Genomic DNA, 18240 nt, shown 5'->3' with positions numbered 1-18240 from the left:
ATGCCTGTTCGGGTGATCGTGCGCGATCTCGGTCGCCCCAGGAGCGGCCCGCGGTGCATGTGACGGTCGCGGTGCGGTGGGCTCGCGCTATCACGAGCAACGACCGGCAGGGGCACAGGCGTTGCGCGGAGGTGCCGGGCCGCCGTTCCCGGTCACCGCCGGTGTGTCAGGAGGTCGCGTAGAGCCGGGCCGACCAAACCCCCGTACGACCCGAACCTGCACCCCCCAACCCCTCACTCAAGAATCAAGAGGTCGACATGCGCAAAGTAGGTTTCAGCCGCAAACGTCTGTCCATGGTTCTGGCCGCCTCGGTCGCGGCCCTGGTTTCGACGGCGGCGTCACTCGTCGCCAACCCCGCTCAGGCGGCCACCAGTGCGTGCTCCCTTCCGTCGACGTACCGGTGGACCTCGACAGGTGCGTTGGCGCAACCGGCGAACGGGTGGGCCTCGCTGAAGGACTTCACCACCGTGACGTACAACGGCAAGCACCTGGTCTACGCGACGAACTTCGGGGGATCGTCGTGGGGCTCGCTGACGTTCAGCCCCTTCACCAACTGGTCGGACATGGGCTCGGCCCGCCAGACCGGCATGAACCAGTCGGCGGTGGCGCCCACGCTGTTCTACTTCGCGCCCAAGAGGATCTGGGTGCTCGCGTACCAGTGGGGTCAGTGGCCGTTCATCTACCGCACGTCGAGCGACCCCACCAACCCCAACGGCTGGTCCGCGCCACAGCCACTGTTCACCGGCAGCATCTCCGGTTCCGGCACCGGCCCGATCGACCAGACGCTGATCGCCGACGGCCAGAACATGTACCTGTTCTTCGCCGGTGACAACGGCAAGATCTACCGCGCGAGCATGCCGATCGGGAACTTCCCGGGCAACTTCGGCTCCTCGTACACCACGATCATGAGCGACACGACGGCCAACCTCTTCGAGGCGCCGCAGGTCTACAAGCTCCAGGACCAGAACCAGTACCTCATGATCGTCGAGGCGATGGGGGCGAACGGGCGCTACTTCCGCTCGTTCACCTCCTCCAGCCTGAGCGGTTCATGGACCCCGCAGGCCGCCACCGAGAGCAGGCCCTTCGCGGGCAAGGCCAACAGCGGCGCCACCTGGACCAACGACATCAGCCACGGCGACCTGGTCCGCAACAACCCCGACCAGACCATGACCGTCGACCCCTGCAACCTGCAGTTCCTCTATCAGGGCAAGTCCCCCTCCGCGAACGGCCCCTACAACCAACTCCCGTACCGGCCGGGTGTCCTGACCCTGCAGCGCTGACCCGCCTGGGCCCAGCAGCCGATGAAGGGGTGCCTGGCCGAAGCTCTCTTACGTCAGGCACCCTCTCCATCACCTCGCTCGCCTCGGGCCCACGGGGGCATGGAACGGCGTCGCACCGCAGCTTCACCCGCCGACCTACTCGCCCGGCGGAACGGCATGCTCGGAGGCGATGAAGGCGCCCAGGGGCTGGCCGGTGAACGGGGACAGCAACTGTCGCGGAGCTGTCGACCGGTGCTGCCGAGCCAGGGGCCGTTCGTCTCGCCGCCGGTGATGACGAGGCGGCCCTGGGTCATGAGGGCCGGGCGCAGAGCCCGCAGTTGCCGGCGATGCCGATGATGACGTCGTAGCGTCACGGGCCGGCGAGGAAGTCCTCGTAGGTGTAGTCGATCACGCGGTGGGCGCCCAGCGGCCTGACCCCGGGGCTCGGCAGTGCGTGCGCCGACGGATTCGCCGCATCGCACGAACGTACGGCAAACCGGGCCCGCGGCGGCGGCGCGCAGGCCTGGCTGGGGGAAGTGCGGCCGGGCGCTCCCGGCGATCTCGGAACCGGCTCGGCAGATCTCATGGCGCACCGATGGGCGATTCGATCCCTATGTGCTTGATGTCACTTTATGTAGCCTTTAGTGTTCGCCGGGAGGAAAACCGCGGGGTCCGGCTCCCGCGCCACCGTCCGGAAGCGAGGTGTGGAGCGCGTGCAGGCGAGGTGCGGCTACCGGCCGGTTTCGGGCCAGATGAGGCGTCACAGGGACACACGTTGGTTGCGCGCGCTCGCCGTGCTGCCGTTGCTGGCGTCGATGCTCGCCGCCTGTGGCAGTGACGAGGGCTCCGGCCGGCCCACCCTCAACTGGTACAACTTCCCCGACGACTCCGGTGCCCTCCAGAAGGCGGCCGACCGGTGCGCCCAGGCGTCGGGCGGACGCTACAGGATCAGCTACAACAAGCTCCCGCGTGCCGCGGACGGACAGCGCCAGCAGCTCGTCCGCAGACTCGCCGCCGAGGACGACTCGCTCGACATCCTGGGCCTGGACGTCACCTGGGCGGCGGAGTTCGCCGAGGCGCGCTGGATCCGAGAATGGACGGGAGCGGCGAAGCAGCGGGCCGTCACGGGCACCCTGCGTGTGCCTCTGCAGACCTCGACCTGGAAGGGCCGGCTGTACGCCGTCCCCTACAACACCAACACCCAACTCCTCTGGTACCGCAAGGATCTGGTGCCCACCCCGCCCAGGACCTGGGCAGAGATGCTGGACGCGGCCGAAGTGCTCGCCCGGCAGGGCAAACCGCACTTCGTGGAGATCCAGGGCGCTCAGTACGAGGGCCTGACCGTCTGGTTCAACTCGCTGATCAACAGCGCCGGCGGCTCCATCCTCAACGCGAGTGCGACCGCGCCCTCCCTCGGCGCTCCTGCCGTGCGGGCCGCAGGGATCATGCGTGATCTGGCGAAGTCCCCGGCCGCGGACCCCTCCCTGCCCAACCAGATGGAGGACCAGAACCGGCTCTCCATGGAGTCGGGAGTGGCGGCGTTCGAGCTCAACTACCCGTTCGTCTATCCGTCGATGAAGGCGAACAACCCCGACCTGTTCAAGAACTTCCGCTGGGCGCCGTACCCGAGGGTCGACGCGAACCGTCCGGCACGGCCCACCATCGGAGGCATCGATCTGGCGGTGAGCGCGTACTCGCGCCACCCCGGCCTGGCCTTCGAGGCGGCGCTGTGCCTGCGCAACCGCGAGAACCAGCTCTCCGCCGCGCTCGAGGGCGGTCTTCCGCCCACCCTGCGCGCCCTGTACGACGAGCCCGCGTTCATGAAGGAGTACCCGTTCTCCCGCGAGGTGCTGGCCGCCCTGGAGTCGGCGAGCGTGCGCCCACTCACTCCCGCCTACCAGAACGTGTCGATCGCGGTCTCCCACACGCTGTCCCCGCCGTCGGGGATCCGACCGGTGAGCTCCGTCAACACCATCAGGGAGCAGATCGACGATGCCCTGCGATCCGAGGGTGTGATCCCGTGAACCACCTTCTACCGCCCGACTCCGGCAGCCGGCGCCGAGGTGCGCGTGCCTCCTCCCCGGACGGCCCGAGATGACCACGCGGGCGCAACCGCCCGGAACCCCGCCACCCCCGGGGGCGGACACCAAGCAGGCGGGGCCGGAGCGGTCGGCGCTCTCGGCGGGTGCCAGACAGGAGCGGCGGCTCGGCTGGCTGCTCTGTGCGCCCGCGGTCGTCGTCATGGTCGCGGTGACCGCCTATCCCATCGGGTACGCCGTGTATCTGTCCCTCCAGCGATACGACCTGCGCTTTCCCGGACGGGCCGAGTTCGTGGGCCTGAGCAACTACGGGGCGGTGCTCTCCTCCCCGTTCTGGTGGGACGCGTTCTGGGTCACCCTGTTCATCACCGTCGTGTCCGTGACGATCGAACTCGTCCTCGGCATGGTGCTCGCCCTGATCATGCACCGCACGATCTTCTGGCGCGGTGTCGTCCGCACGTCGGTCCTCATTCCGTACGGGATCGTCACCGTCGTCGCCGCCTTCTCCTGGCAGTACGCCTGGACGCCCGACCTCGGATACCTCGCCGAACTGCTGCCCAGCGGAGACGCTCCGCTGACCGAGAAGTGGCCCGCCCTCTGGCTGATCATCCTCGCCGAGGTGTGGAAGACGACGCCGTTCATGGCGCTGCTGCTGCTCGCGGGCCTGGCGCTGGTGCCTGAGGAGACCTTGAAGGCGGCCATGGTGGACGGTGCCACTGCCTGGCAGCGCTTCACCAAGATCATGGTGCCGCTGATGAAGCCGGCGATCCTGGTGGCGCTGCTGTTCCGTACCTTGGACGCGTTCCGGATCTTCGACAACATCTATGTCCTGACCGCGGGAGCCCAGGACACAGGTTCTCTGTCGATCCTCGGGTACGACAACCTGTTCACCTCGCTGAACCTGGGCATCGGGTCGGCGATCTCGGTCCTGATCTTCCTCTGCGTCGGGATCATCGCCTTCACGTTCGTCAAGTTGTTCGGCGCTGCCGCGCCCGGCGCGGAGGTGAAGCGCTGATGGCCGAAGTAGGCAAGACGCATGCCGCCCGATGGGGTGTCATCAACGTGGTGGTGGTGCTGTACGCCCTGTTCCCGGTGTGGTGGATCGCCGCGTTGTCCTTCAAGGACCCCACCACCCTGACCGACGGCAACTACATCCCCACGGACTGGACCTGGGCGAACTACCGGGGCATCTTCGAGACCGCCGAGTTCACCCGCGCGCTGATCAACTCGATCGGTATCGCCCTCATCGCCACGGTGATCGCGGTGGCACTGGGCACCATGGCCGCCTACGCGGTGGCCAGACTGCGCTTCCCCGGCAAGCGGGTGCTCATCGGCATGTCCCTGCTGATCGCCATGTTCCCGCCGATCTCCCTGGTGTCCCCGCTGTTCAACATCGAGCGGATCATCGGGATCTTCGACACCTGGATCGGCCTGATCATCCCGTACATGACCTTCTCGCTGCCGCTGGCCATCTACACCCTGTCGGCCTTCTTCCGGGAGATCCCCTGGGATCTGGAGAAGGCCGCCAAGGTCGACGGGGCGACACCCGCGCAGGCCTTCCGGATGGTCATCGTGCCACTCGCCGCGCCGGGCGTGTTCACCACCGCGATTCTCGTATTCATCTTCTGCTGGAACGACTTCCTGTTCGCGATCTCGCTGACATCCACCGAGTCCGCGCGCACGGTGCCCGCCGCGATCGCGTTCTTCACCGGAAGCTCCCAGTTCCAGCAACCCACCGGGTCGATCGCCGCCGCCGCTGTGGTCATCACCATCCCGATCATCGTTTTCGTTCTGCTCTTCCAGCGGCGCATCGTCGCCGGACTGACCTCCGGGGCAGTCAAGGGCTGAACGGGCAAGGCAAGGAGGCACCATCCATGGCCGAGATCATCCTTGAGGGAGTCACCAAGCGCTTTCCCGACGGGGCCCTCGCCGTCAAGGACGTGAACCTCGAGATCGCCGACGGCGAGTTCGTGATCCTCGTCGGTCCGTCGGGATGCGGCAAGTCCACCACCCTGAACATGATCGCCGGACTGGAGGACATCACCGAGGGCACACTGCGCATCGGAGACCGAGTCGTCAACGACCTCGCCCCCAAGGAACGCGACGTCGCCATGGTGTTCCAGAGCTACGCCCTGTACCCGCACATGAACGTCCGCGAGAATATGGGCTTCCCGTTGCGCCTGGCCAAGGTCGACAAGGGCACGATCGACGCCAAGGTGACGGAAGCCGCGCGGATCCTCGACCTGACCGAGCACCTGGACCGCAAGCCCGCCAACCTCTCCGGCGGGCAGCGCCAGCGGGTGGCCATGGGACGGGCCATCGTCCGTGATCCCAAGGCGTTCCTGATGGACGAGCCACTGTCCAACCTGGACGCCAAGCTCCGGGTCCAGATGCGCACCCAGATCTCCCGGCTGCAGCGGCGCCTCGGCACGACCACCGTGTACGTCACCCACGACCAGACCGAGGCGATGACGCTCGGCGACCGTGTCGTGGTCATGAGGCAGGGTCTGGTCCAGCAGATCGGCACCCCCGCCGAGTTGTACGACCTGCCGCGCAACATCTTCGTGGCCGGCTTCATCGGCTCCCCGGCCATGAACTTCGTGAACGCCACGATGGAGGACGGCGTCCTGCACTCACCCCTGGGCGACTTGGCTCTCGACGACCGTACGAGGCAGGCGCTGGAACGCCAGAACGCGCCCCGCGAGGTCATCGTGGGGCTGCGACCGGAGGCGTTCCAGGACGCCGCCCTGGCGCACGAACGGGCCCGGACGGGCCCGGTCTTCACCGCCACCGTGGAGGTGCTGGAGTCCCTGGGCTCCGATGTGTACGTCTACTTCAGCGCGGAGGGCGGACCCGCGACGACCACCGAACTGGAGGAACTGGCCAAGGACTCCGGCCTGCGCGACACGGGCGCCGACGCCGGTCACATCGTGGCCCGCCTGGACGCCGCCACGCGCGCCCGCGAGGGCGAGCCGGTCGAACTGCGGGTCGACATGGCCAAGGCGCACGTGTTCGACCCGGCGACCGGCGCGAACCTCACCCATCCGGTGATGGCGGACTGACGACGCGCCACACAAGGCGCTCCTCTCCGAGTCACGCACCTTCCGCGTGACCCCCGTCGCCGCGCGTGCCGGGCGCTACCGCGTGGGCGTCAAGTCGGGCAGGGTGAGGGCCGAATGGGCCGGCAGTCCCACCGTGGCGGCCGGCAGTCCCACCGTGGCGGGCCTGGTGCTCAGACCGCTCAGCATGTCGTCGCGCCGTTTTCATCCGTTCCGGGGTGGGTCCCGGCGGCGAGGAACGCCGCGCCGATCTGTGCTCCTGCGGCCGTGCCGATCACGCGACTCACCAGAACGAGGCTGATGGCGGTGCCGGTGCTGTCGTGGAAGACGTACGGAAGGTGCTCCCCGCCGCCGTGTTCCCGGAACAGCCCGGACAGGTCCAGGTCAGCCGCCCGTTCGACGCCCTGGCGGCCAGGCGCGCCACACAGAACACCTTCTCCTCCCCCTTCCTCGGCCTGGCGGGCGTGGCCCTGCTGGTCGGCGTCCTCGCGGGCACCGCGCTCGGCGTCCTCGCCGCCGTCGGCTACGCGGCCTACCGGGGCCGGCCCACGGTGATGCCCCTGCTCCCGGTCGCGGGCGGCTGCCTCGGCGCCCTGCTGATCGGCATGGCGGCCGGCGTCTGTCCCGCGGTCCGCGCGGCACGCCTTCCTCCTACGGAGGTGCCGGCATCGACGTGAGCCGGGCCCGGACGACCGGGAGCCAGGCTCCCGGCGGCGGCCTCGGGACCGTCGCCGGGACTGCCGCCGGGGGAGGAGCCGTTCGAGACCGGCTAGAGCCCCAGCACCTCGCCGTACTTGATGGCGCCGTAGGGCAGCGCGAAGCCGAACGGGGTCAGCGACTTGCCGGGCGGGTACGTCTCCTCGGCGCTGCTCGGTACGAACCAGACGCCACCCGACCTGGGCTCACCCTCGTTCTCCCCGGGCGCGCCGACGGCGGTGTCCCACAGGCCGTCGCGGTTGTAGTCGCCGACGGCCACCTGGGCGCCGAAGCGGTCGCCGGCCTCGGCCGCGCCGGGCATGTTGGGGGTGCTCTGGCTGCGGGCCAGACCGCCGTGGAGGCCCTGGCCCGTGTTGTTCATGACGACGTATCCGCCCGCGTCCTTCAAGGTGCCCACGTCCTCACCGGGCACGCCGACCACGAGTTCGGGGCGGCTGTCGGCGTTCAGGTCACCGGCCGCCAGCGCGGCGCCGAAGTCGTCGCCCTCCTCGGCGTTTCCGCCGACCTCCGGGCTCGACTGGGTGATGCATTCGTTCTCGGTGCCGAACGGCGTGGTCTTCGAGCCCTTGAGCAGGAGCACCGCACCGCCGAGCCGGTCCTCGCAATGCGTCGTCTCCGTCTCGGGATTGGGCTGGACGAGGCCGACCGCGAGGTCGTCGGTGCCGTCCTGGTCGAAGTCGGCGGCGGCCAGCGTGCTGCCGCGGTCGGCGTCGGTCCACCACTGGGCGGGCTTGCCCTGGTCGTCCCAGCGGGTGATGAAGGTGCTGGAGTCCTCCAAGCCCTTCCAGGTGGCGGCGAGGTCGTCCCGGCCGTCGCCGTCGAAGTCGCCGGTGGCCAGGGCGCGGGTGCTGCCGCCCATGCTGTACCTGCGCACCGTGGTGGTGGTCACCGGATCGGCGGTGAGCGGGCCCGGGCGGAACCGGAGCGCGCCGTGTTCCTCGCCGTTCTCGCCGTACGCGAGGTCGGTGTCGCCGTCGCCGTCGTAGTCACCCGTGGCGATGGTGCGGCCGATGCTGCTGTACTCGGACGTGCCCCGGGCCACGGTGGTGCCCTTGATGTGCCACTCCGAGCCGTCCAGGACGGTGATGGTGCCCTCGTCCTTGAGCTGGTCGGAGGTGAGCGACTCGCCGCTCGCGCCGACGACGAGTTCGAAGACGCCGTCGCCGTTCACGTCGACGGGCGCCACGGAGGAGCCGAAACGGTCACCCGCCTCGGGCGTGCCGGGTATGCCGGTCTCGGCCTGGCTGATGACACCGGTGGACTGGTACGGGCTCTGCGCGCCGCCGTAGATCACGCTGACGTAGCCGGCCTTGGCCTTGCCGTTCACCGTGGCGTCGGGCATGCCGACCGCGATGTCCGCGTATCCGTCACCGTTGAAGTCGAACCGCGCGGTCGTCGCGGCCGCGGCGCTCCCGGCGAGCGGCAGGGTCAGGCCGGTAGCGGTGAGGGCCGCGACGGCGGCGGTGGCGGCCAGGGTGCGTGCGCGCACGGTGAACTCCCATGGTCGAAGCAGGAAATGACGGTGATGGCTTACGGGGGTGTGACGCACGAGGTGTACGAACGGTTGTGTGAAAGCGGCCGCCCGGTGGACTCGACCTCCCCGTACACCCCTCTCCCTCACCCGCACACCGAGCAGCCGACGATGTCACCTCACGGGACGGCGAGGCGCGCCACTGCCCGGTGAGCGGCGCACGTGCCGTCACACACCTTCGATCTGCCATTCCTGGTTCGTGCCGGAGCCGACGGGCCACTGGACGACTCGGGCGCCGTCGGCCGTCGGCCCGCCGTCGGCGTCCACGCACCAGGTGGGGTTGCGGACGTTGACGAGGCGGTAGTGGCCGTCGCCCGCGACGACGAGCTTCCACCACTGGTTGTCGCTGGCCGTGTCCTGCCACTGGTCGAGCTGGGTGCCCGGGCCGGAGTCGCCGGGGCTGTCCAGGAGCCGTCCGCTGTGGCGGGCGGCGATGCGGAAGGAGCCGTCGGGGTTGGGGAGAAAGCGCCACTGCTGGTTGACGGCGCCGGACCAGCCCCACTGGATGACCTTCGCCCCGTTGGTGGTGCCGGCGCCGCTGATGTCGAGGACCTTGCCGCTGCGCCGGTTGACCAGCTTGAACCAGCCGGTCAGCAGGGAGACGCTGATGTCGGTGCGGCGCCCGGCGACGAGGGTCACCTCGCGGGCGTGGGTGCCGAGCGGGGAGGAGGACACGGTCGCGGAGGTGGTCACCGATGTCATGCCGCGGCGGCTGATGAGGCTGATGGTCTGGTCGACGGCGGACGTGACGGAGAGGACGGCGGTGCGGGCGGACAGGTCCCAGCTGAAGGTGTGGACACGGATCCGGCCGCGGGCTCTTACGCCGGTGAGGGAGCCTTTGGCGAGTTGGTCGGGCAGAGCGGGAAGGATCTCCAGGACGCCGGGGCGGGTGTAGAGCAGGGCCTCGGCGAGTACGCCCGGGAAGGCGTTGGCCGCGTCGGCGTTGTAGATGTCGAGGTCGGGATTGTGGGAGGTCATCAGCGACTTGAAGAGCATGTTGTTGCCGATGATCTTCTTGAGGTTGTCGTAGACCTTCGCGCCGTCCTTCAGCCGAGCGCCGGCCAGGGCGCGGTGCAGGCTGCCGTGGGCGGAGATGTTCTGGTCGCCGCGCTTCTCCAGGGCCTTGAGCGCCGGGGGAACGAGCTTCGGTGCATCCTCGGGATTGATCTCGTGCAGTGGCCAGACGCCGTACAGGTGCTGGATGTGCCGGTGGTTGTAGCGGTCGCTCAGCGTGGGCCAGGACCACTCGGCGAGCGCGCCGTCGCCGTTGACGCGGTAGTCGGGGATCTTCCGCAGCAGCGCCGTCCAGCGTGCCACTCCCTGACCGCTGCCTTGTTCCACGTTCAGGGTGTCGGCCGCGTCGACGGCGGCCTGCAGGGCGTGTTTGCCGGCCATGATGTCACCGGTGGCGTTGACCGACAGACACACACCGGTGTTGCCGGGGGAGTTCTCCATGGAGAAGGACGGCACGAACACCGCCTTGCCGTCGGAGTCCGTACGGGTGAGGAAGTCCTCGTAGAACAGGGCCAGTTCCATCAGGGCGGGGGCCAGCTTGGTGCGGTAGAAGTCGCTGTCACCGGTGACCTCGTAGTACTCCAGCAGCGGGTAGAGCAGCCAGTCCGCGCCGCCGGTCCAGCAATGGCCCGGGAAGCTGTTGTTGTTGAAGTGGAGCATGTGGCCGTACTCGCCGTCGGTCCGGGAGGGGGCGAGGAAACCTCGCGCGCCAAAGAGGCTGGTGGCGTTGGTCCGCCAGTCGTCCAGCTGGTCGAGGATCAGGTCGAAGTAGCCCTCCATGACGTCGGTGAGGTCCAGGATGTTGCTGCCGGCGACCTGGAGGTTGATGTTGGCGTCGGTGGTGAAGTCGTCGGCCCAGGCACCGTTCCAGGACCCCGTCCAGATGCCCGTGAGCCGGGGCGGGAGTACGCCGCTGGAACTGATGAAGAGATAGCGGCCCGAGTCGTAGAGGCGCTCCAGAAGAGCGGTGTCGATGACGCTCCGGTTGGCGTTCTGGCGGGCTATCAGCTCGCTGACGGAGAGCTTGCGGTCGGCGTCGGAGACGTTCAGGTCGAGGCGGGAGCGGTCGTACAACTCGGTGTGGACGGCGCAGTGCGCGGACCGCAGTGCCGTGTAGTCGGTGCCCAGCCCGGCCAGCTCGGCGTGCAACGGCTCGGAGTTCCACGCGGTGGAGGACTCGTAGCGGTCCAGCTTGGTCAGCAGGATCACCTTGGTCGCCTTGGCCACCACGATCGTGGAACCACTGGCACTGACGGAGGAGCCCGATCCCGTGGCGACGACGCGGGTGACGCCTTCGTAGCCGAACGCGCCCTGTCCGGCGGGGTAGGTGCCGCGCAGGTTCAGATAGCCGGAGCCGTTGCTCGTGGTGGCGCGGGTGGTGAAGCTCAGACTGCCGGGCAGCCCGTCGAGCGCCGTGTTGACGCTGAGCGTGGTGTCGACAGTGCGGCCGGGCGCGGGCGTCAGCTCGTGGACGATCACGTTGTCGGCGCGGGAGACGAAGGCCCGGCGGGTCCAGGTGCCGTGCTGGTCGGTCCAGCTGGAACTGACCTCGCCGGTACGGAAGTCGTTGACCCGGCCGTAGTCGTTGACGGTGGTCATGCCCGGCGTGGCGATACGCAGCTCGTACGCGGGATGGTAGGTCTGCGTCCAGCGCAGCGACCATCCGGAGGCGAAGTCGCTGTTGGCACCGGCGTAGTTTCCGGCCAGCGCCTTGTCCCGTACGCCCTCCAGTCGGCCGGAGAGAATGGGAGGCTTGACGGTGCGGGTGCCGTTCGGGAGCACCAGGCGGTGGTAGTTGAAGACCACCTTCTCCAGCGCGGCGGCCCCGTGGAGGATGGCGCCGTACTCCCCGTTGCCGGTGAGGAAGCCGTCGGTCCAGGAGGAGGCGGGGGAGGTGTCGTAGATACCGCGGTCGGGGACGGTGATCTGTGGCGGTACGGCCGCCGCGGCCGTACCGGAGAGGAGCCCGCCGGGGAGCGCGGCTGCTCCGGCGGTCAGTGCGGCGGCGGTGAGGAAGTGTCTGCGGTCCAGGGGGTGGGGGTGTTCCATGACGCGGATTCCTTGGTCTGTCGGGCGGTGGGGGGTGCGGGTGTTTGGGCGGCGGGCCGGTACGTACGTACGTGGTGACGGTCCCGCTGCCGTGCGGTTCGGCGCGTGACCGGGACGGGCGGCAGGGGAGGCGACGGGGAGCCTCGACCCTGCCTCCCGTGACGTGGGAGAGCGCTAGGGGAGGCGGCGACGGCCTCCTCGGGCGGTCGCACCGGCTTCTCGCCGACGCCGTTTGTTCGGGCGGTGCCTGTTCGGAGTCGCGGCAGGGCGAGGAGCGGACATGGGATGGATTTAAGGGTGAGTTCGGTGACCATGTCCAGAGCCGGAGAGAGGAATCTTGCCTTGACGTCCGAACAGAAAGGGAGGTTCTGCATCATTAGGTGTGATACGGGATGAGGTGAGGCGCTCGGCCAATTCGCTGGTCATGGGATGTATCGTGAAGATGCCGGGCATCGGGTCGGCCGGGCTCGGCATCGGGCCTCGGCGGCGGACGGCGATCGCGGTCGACTGGCGACCGCGCCCTGAAGGACGCGACCGGCTCGGACGGCAGGTCGGTCGTGCGGGCGCCGCGGGACTTCCGTCCCTCCGGCGCGGACGTCGCCGTCACCTGTCAGGTGGTCGCCAAGGAAGACCTGACCATGCGGGTCATCATGCCGATGTGCGCCTGGAACGACAAGGACGCCCGGTGAGGTGGACCTGGCGGGCCTCGCCGAGCGAACCGTCCGGATCCGGGCCGAGCTTCGGCAGCCGATCGACCGAACGAGGTCGGCCATGACGGGGGAGGAGGGCGGTTCCCGTAGCGTGGCACGCTGTCGTGGGACCGCCCTCCTCCGGTCGGGCGCTTGGCTGCGCGGCAGGCGCGGGCTACCGGAGAGTGGTCCACTTCTGGTTGTTCTGGCCGTTACAGGTCCACAGGACGGCAGGGGTTCCGTTGGCGGTTCCCCCCTGCTGGACGTCCAGGCACAGTCCGGCGTGGACGTTGCGGATCGACCCGTCGGCCTGCGTGGTCCACTTCTGGTTGTTCTGGCCGTTGCAGGACCAGATGATGACGCGTGTGCCGTTGGTGGTGCCCTGGTTGTAGGCGTCCAGGCACTTGTCGCCGTAGACGCGGATCTCGCCTCCGGCCCAGGTGGTCCAGAGCTGGTTGGCGGCGGTGTGGCAGTCCCAGATCAGCGCCGTCGACCCGGCCGCGGTGGAGGCGCGGTCCACGTCCAGGCAGCGGCCGGAACCGGTACCGCGCAGGCGTGCGGTGGTGGAGGCCACGGGGCTGCCGCCGGTCATCTTGTACACGGCCACACCATGCGCCGGAACGCTCACGGAGATCTGGCCCGAGGTGGTCGACGTAGCGCCGGTCCACAGATCGGTGAGGGTGAACGACCCGCCGGCGAGGCCGAGTTGCGTGGCCGTGGAGGTGAGGGTCGCGGTGCTGTTGCCCCGGTTGAACAGACCCACGGCGACCGAGCCGTCGGACAGGGACTTGGCGAACACCTCGGTGTCTCCGTCGTCGCGCACCCTGCGACCGCCCGCGCCCAGCGGATCCTGGTTCACCGCGAGCAGACGGGGGTTGCGCAGGATCGCGCTCACGTCACCGGACATGGTGCGGATGTCGTTGCCGGCGATGAGGGGGGCCGAGAGCAGCGCCCACAGGGCGAAGTGGGAGCGGGACTCGGTCAGCGACAGACCGGGACGGCCGACGACCAGCATGTCGGGGTCGTTCCAGTGGCCCGGACCCGACTGCGCGGCCAGCGGCGCGGTGATGTCCAGGACGTTGCCCACGCCCATGGGGTAGCTGTTGGTGTTGCCGTTCTGCCAGATGTCGAGCAGGTCCTCGGTCGTCCGCCACAGGTCGGCCACCTGGCCCCAGTCGTAGGTGGCGCCGGTGGGGGAGTGGAAGCTGTTGGGGTTGATGCTGTAGGTGATCGGGCGGCCGGTGGCGCGCAGGGCGTCGCGCATGACGGTGAACTGGGCGATCTGCTCGTTGAGGGTGCCGTTGCCGGAGCACCAGTCGTACTTGAGGTAGTCCACGCCCCACGAGGCGAAGATTGCGGCGTCCTGCGCCTCGTGGCCCTTGCTGCCGGTGGAGCCGGGATAGGTGCCCACGCCCTGGGCGCACGTGCGCTCGTTGGGTGCCTGGTAGATGCCGAACTTCAGGCCCTTGCCGTGGATGTAGTCGCCGAGCGCCTTCATGCCGCTGGGGAAGGTGGTCGGGTTGGCCCGGAGGTTGCCCGCGCTGTCACGCTGTGGGTTGAACCAGCAGTCGTCGACGACGACGTACTGGTAACCCGCGTCCTTCATCCCCGACGACACCATCGCGTCGGCGGCCTGGCGGACCTGAGCCTCGGTGATCCCGCATCCGAAGCTGTTCCAGCTGTTCCAGCCCAGCGGCGGGGTGAGCGCGGGGCTGCCCGGTGCGGCCTCGGCGGGCGTGCCGACGGAGGCGGTGACGCAGGCGGTGAGCGTCAGTGCGGTGGCCGCGATGAGACGCAGTACTCGTTTGTGCAGGGGAACCATGGAGGGGGGTCCTTCCCGGCCCGCGAGGCGGAAGCCGCTCTGCGGGCCTGAGAGCACGGTCATGGGAGCACGGTCATGAACTGGTGATCGCGAGCGGGAGGATCAGCGCTGCAGGGTGAGCACGCCCGGCCGGTAGGGCCACTTCTCGTAGGGGGTGTTCGGCGGTGTGGTGCCTCTGCCCTGGTAGAGGAACTGCAGGTTGCAGGGGTCGACGGTCATGGTCTGGTCGGGGTTGTTGCGGACCAGGTCGCCGTGGCTGATGTCGTTGGTCCAGGTGGCGCCGCTGTTGGCCTTGCCCGCGAAGGGGTTGGACTCGGTGGCGGCCTGGGGGGTCCAGGTGCCGTTCAGGCTGGAGGCGGTGAAGGAGCGGAAGTAGCGCCCATTGGCACCCCGTGCCTCGACGATCATGAGGTACTGGTTCTGGCCCTGGACCCTGTACACCTGCGGGGCTTCGAACAGGTTGTCCGCCGTGTCACTCATGATCGTGGTGTACGAGGAGCCGAAGCTGCCCGGGAAGTTCCCGATCGGCATGCTCGCGCGGTAGATCTTGCCGTTGTCACCGGCGAAGAACAGGTACATGTTCTGGCCGTCGGCGATCAGGGTCTGGTCGATCGGTCCGGTGGAGGACTGGTCGGTGCCGGGGAGGCTGCCGGTGAACAGCGGCTGAGGCGCGGACCAGCCGTTGGGGTTCGTCGGGTCGCTCGATGTGCGGTAGATGAAGGGCCACTGCCCCCATTGGTAGGCGAGCACCCAGATGTTCTTGGGCGCGAAGTAGAACAGCGTGGGTGCCACCACGGTCTGGCTCATGCCGATCTGGCCGGTCGACGCCATGTCCGACCAGTTGGTGAAGGGGCTGAACATCATCGAACCCCACGCCGACCCCGTGTAGTTCGTCCCGTAGACCAGGTGCTTGCCGTTGTACGTCACGGTGGTGAAGTCCTTCAGTGCGGCCCACCCGTTCGCGGGCTGCGCCAACGCGCCCGACGAGGTCCACCGGTACGTCGACGGAAGAGAGCACGTGCCGGTCGGGGGCGCGGTGAGGCCGGTCCACTTCTGGTTGTTGGCGCCGTTGCATGTGGCGATCTCCACCGCCGTGCCGTTGGCCGTACCGGAGCCCGTCGCCGCCAGGCACAGCCCGGACTCCACGCCGACGATCGTGCCGTCGGAGTTCACCCGCCACTGCTGGTTCGTGCCGCCGGAGCAGGCCCAGATCACGACCCGGGTACCGGGCGCGGTGGCGTGGCCCGGGACATCCAGGCACTTGTTGCCGTACACGGTGAGTTGGTTGGTGTCCGTCAGCGTCCACTGCTGGTTGGTCCCGCCCCAGCAGTCCCAGATCTGCAGGTTCGTCCCGTCGGTCTGGCTCGCGCCCGGTACGTCGAGACATCGGCCGGACCCGACACCGCGCACGGCGGCGGTGCTGGCCGCCTGAGCCGGGTCGGCGACGAGCGTCGCCGCGGAAGCGACCAGGGCCGCTAGTGCCACGGAAAGATGTCTGCGGCGGAAACGTAGTCTGCGCATGAAGCCTCATTTCTTGAGTAGTGGTTTTCCGGTCTGCCCCGTCGGGCTGTGCGGAGGGACGATGCGCTGCTCTGGCCTTGCTGTTCGTGATGTCGAACAATGGTCGAAGTGGCGAGCGCAGTGGAGGGAGGAGTGGCCGAGGGCTCCTTCGTGAGGGGCCTCAGTTGCTCACCATGCGCCACCGGTTGTCGGCGGTGCCGTCGTCCGAGTCCTGGACCGCGAACGCCCCGACAGCGGTGGAGTTGTCCGCGATGGCGAGCAGCTTGCCGCTGTGCTCGTTGCGGATCTTGTAGGTCCCGTCCCCCTGGTCGAGCAGCGTCCACCTGTGGTCGGCGGTGCCGTTGTCCGACCACTGCAGGACGGTCGCCTTGTCTGCTGTGGACATGTCCCCTACGCCGAGCACCTTGCCGCTGTGGACATTGCGGAAGCGGAACCCGTTCCCGTCGGTGATCATGTACCAGTCGTGGTCGGCGGTGCCGTTGTCCGACCACTGCAGAGCGCGGCCACCGTCTGCCGTGGACATGTTCTGGATGCCCAGCAGAAGACCGCTGCCCACGTTGGCCAGACGGACGCTGCCGCCGGCGTTCCAGTAGACGGTGTAGTTGTGGCCGTGCGCGTCGTGGAACGGGCCCAGGGTGACGGTGGAGCCGTTGGCGGTGGCGGTGAAGGCGAGCGAACTGCTGCTGGTCCGCGTGATCGAGGACGTGTTCAGCGACGGCAGGGAGCTGAGCGAGGAGGTGCCGTAGTTGCCGGACAGGACCACCGGCCCGTAGGTGATCGCGGAGACGTTCGCGTTGTCGTCGGCCGCTCGCATGACGACCCGCATGGGGAGACGGACGGTGACCGTGTCGCCGGAGGCCCAGGATCGGGTCAGTGTTGCGTAACTGCCGGGTGTGGTCGGGATGTTCTGAGCCGTGCCGTTGACGCTGACGGTGGCCCCGGCGGTCCAGCTCGGGATGCGGATGCGCATCGCCCAGGTGCCGCCGGCGTCGCCGGTGACCCGCAGGGTCGTGGTGTCACCGACCGGGTACGTCGTGGTCTGGGTGACGGTGATTCCGCGCTCCGACCAGTCGAGCACCGAGGGCACGAACAGGTTCACGATCAGCGTGTTGTCACTGCGGAAGTAGATGGAGTCCATCAGCCTGGTGTGCATCTCCAGACCTGTGCCCTGGCAGCACCAGAAGGTCCCGTAGTCGGTGCTCCAGGTGCCGCCGCCCCACGCCGGGCCGACGCCGCGCCGGCCACCCGGGTTGAGCGGCGTGAAGTACGTGACGTGGCCGTGGTCGTCGGCCGGGTTCTGCTGGCCGATCATCTGGTTCAGCCATGCCCGTTCGTAGTAGTCGAACAGCGCTGCCCGGTTCGGGTCCAGCGCGAACAGTTCCCGGGTGAGGCTGAGCATGTTGAAGGTGTTGCAGCTTTCGCACGTGTCCTGTTTCAGGAAGCCGGCGATGGCGTTCGGGGCGCGGAAGTGCTCCGCCTGACTGTTGCCGCCGATGGCGTAGGTGTGCGAGGTGACGCAGATGTTCCAGGCGTTGGTGGCGATGTCCCGGTAGCGGGTGGTGCCGGTGGCCTTGTACTCCCGGGCGGCCCCGATCCACTTGGGTACCTGGGTGTTGGCGTGCAGTCCGTTGAGCCGGTCCTGGCCGGACGCCAGCGGGTCGAACACCGCGGCGTGATCGAACCGTCGGGCCACGGTGAGCCACCGGGCGTCGCCGGTCTGCTGGTAGAGATCGGCCAGCACGGCGTTCATGCCGCCGAACTCGGTCTGCAGCATGGCCTGCATCTGCTGGCCGCTCAGCCGGCCGGTGCGCCAGTCGACCCATCCCGCGAGGGCGAGCAGCACGTCCCGGGCCTGGGTGCTGCCGATGTGGCGCCAGACGTCCAGCAGGCCGACGAGGGTCTTGTGGACGGTGTAGTACGGCACGTTGCCGTTGCTCAGGGTCCGCTGCTCCAGAGCGGTGAAGTCGGACTCGGGGTAGCCGGAGAGGTACCCCGTGTTGAAACCGGCGGCGCCGTTGTTGGCCTGGCATCTGGCCAGCTCCGCGACCATGGTCGTTGCCTTGTCCCGGCAGACGCTGTCCCCGGTCACGGCGTACAGCTGGGCCCAGGCCGTGAGGAAGTGCCCTTGGACGTGGGTGCGGAAGGGAAACGTCGGCGCGTCCCAACCGCCGGTGGCAGCAGCGCCGTTGGTGGACAGCCGGTGGTTGGCGCGGAAGTTGTACAGCAGCCGGTCGACATCGACGAACCGCAGATAGTTCTGCGTACGGTTCTGGTTGTCCAGCCACCGGCTCGCGGTGAGCCGGACCTGGCCGACTCGGAAGGGGTGCGCGGAGACCCCGATGTCGGGCCTCGCGGGGGAGACGGCTGCTCGGGCGGGGGAGTTGCCGAGGAAGAATCCGGTGGCAGAGGCGGCAGCGGTGGCTCCGGCTACGTGCAGGAGGTGCCGTCTGCTGACGGAGGAGGACATCCTTGACCCTTCGGTGGCGAGAGAGCGATTACGTGGCCGTTGACCCTTCCGCTGGGATGTACGGCGGTCGGGT

10 protein-coding genes and 2 pseudogenes are annotated in these 18240 nt (G+C 68.7%); 7 read left to right on the top strand and 5 right to left on the bottom strand.

Features of this window, described 5'->3' with window-relative positions:
* Positions 1–377: 377 nt before the first annotated feature.
* The 6 genes and pseudogenes from H4687_RS02920 to H4687_RS02895 form a co-directional block, all read left to right on the top strand.
* A pseudogene (locus H4687_RS02920) lies at positions 378–1280 on the top strand (non-reducing end alpha-L-arabinofuranosidase family hydrolase); the annotation flags it as partial.
* Positions 1281–2038: 758 nt separating this feature from the next.
* Positions 2039–3283, top strand: a complete 1245-nt coding sequence (locus tag H4687_RS02915) for an ABC transporter substrate-binding protein (RefSeq protein WP_046914896.1) — start codon at positions 2039–2041, stop codon at positions 3281–3283.
* 70 nt (positions 3284–3353) lie between these two features.
* Positions 3354–4313, top strand: coding sequence for a carbohydrate ABC transporter permease (locus H4687_RS02910; RefSeq protein ID WP_046914897.1), 960 nt, complete (start codon positions 3354–3356; stop codon positions 4311–4313).
* On the top strand, positions 4313–5146 hold the full coding sequence (locus H4687_RS02905; protein ID WP_046914898.1) for a carbohydrate ABC transporter permease: 834 nt from the start codon (positions 4313–4315) through the stop codon (positions 5144–5146). The genes H4687_RS02910 and H4687_RS02905 overlap by 1 nt, the downstream gene beginning before the upstream one ends.
* A gap of 26 nt (positions 5147–5172) precedes the next feature.
* Positions 5173–6360, top strand: coding sequence for an ABC transporter ATP-binding protein (locus H4687_RS02900; RefSeq protein ID WP_046914899.1), 1188 nt, complete (start codon positions 5173–5175; stop codon positions 6358–6360).
* Between the two features lie 317 nt (positions 6361–6677).
* Positions 6678–7034: pseudogene (locus H4687_RS02895) on the top strand (ABC transporter permease); the annotation flags it as partial.
* A 92-nt stretch (positions 7035–7126) separates the two neighbouring features.
* Here the strand turns inward: H4687_RS02895 and H4687_RS02890 are convergent.
* Complete coding sequence (locus H4687_RS02890; RefSeq protein ID WP_046914901.1) at positions 7127–8563, bottom strand: FG-GAP and VCBS repeat-containing protein; 1437 nt, start codon at positions 8561–8563, stop codon at positions 7127–7129.
* 210 nt (positions 8564–8773) lie between these two features.
* Positions 8774–11668 (bottom strand): glycosyl hydrolase family 95 catalytic domain-containing protein, encoded by a 2895-nt coding sequence (locus tag H4687_RS02885; RefSeq protein ID WP_046914902.1) that lies wholly within the window; start codon positions 11666–11668, stop codon positions 8774–8776.
* Between the two features lie 557 nt (positions 11669–12225).
* Between H4687_RS02885 and H4687_RS47375 the strand changes: the two genes are divergently transcribed.
* Positions 12226–12357 carry a hypothetical protein gene (locus H4687_RS47375; protein WP_264086496.1) on the top strand — a complete coding sequence of 44 codons (132 nt, stop codon included), beginning with the start codon at positions 12226–12228 and terminating at the stop codon, positions 12355–12357.
* A gap of 175 nt (positions 12358–12532) precedes the next feature.
* On the opposite strand, the gene H4687_RS02880 is transcribed toward H4687_RS47375, so the two are convergent.
* The 3 genes from H4687_RS02880 to H4687_RS02870 form a co-directional block, all read right to left on the bottom strand.
* Positions 12533–14179, bottom strand: coding sequence for a glycoside hydrolase family 27 protein (locus H4687_RS02880; RefSeq protein ID WP_050398877.1), 1647 nt, complete (start codon positions 14177–14179; stop codon positions 12533–12535).
* Positions 14180–14281: 102 nt separating this feature from the next.
* Positions 14282–15700, bottom strand: a complete 1419-nt coding sequence (locus tag H4687_RS02875) for a non-reducing end alpha-L-arabinofuranosidase family hydrolase (protein WP_046918426.1) — start codon at positions 15698–15700, stop codon at positions 14282–14284.
* 160 nt (positions 15701–15860) lie between these two features.
* On the bottom strand, positions 15861–18167 hold the full coding sequence (locus tag H4687_RS02870) for a beta-L-arabinofuranosidase domain-containing protein (RefSeq protein WP_046918425.1): 2307 nt from the start codon (positions 18165–18167) through the stop codon (positions 15861–15863).
* Positions 18168–18240 lie beyond the last annotated feature (73 nt).

Source organism: Streptomyces stelliscabiei, assembly GCF_014873495.1.
Lineage (GTDB): Bacteria > Actinomycetota > Actinomycetes > Streptomycetales > Streptomycetaceae > Streptomyces > Streptomyces bottropensis.
The sequence above is the reverse complement of the archived record's forward strand: the minus strand, read 5'-3'. Positions and strand labels throughout refer to the sequence as shown.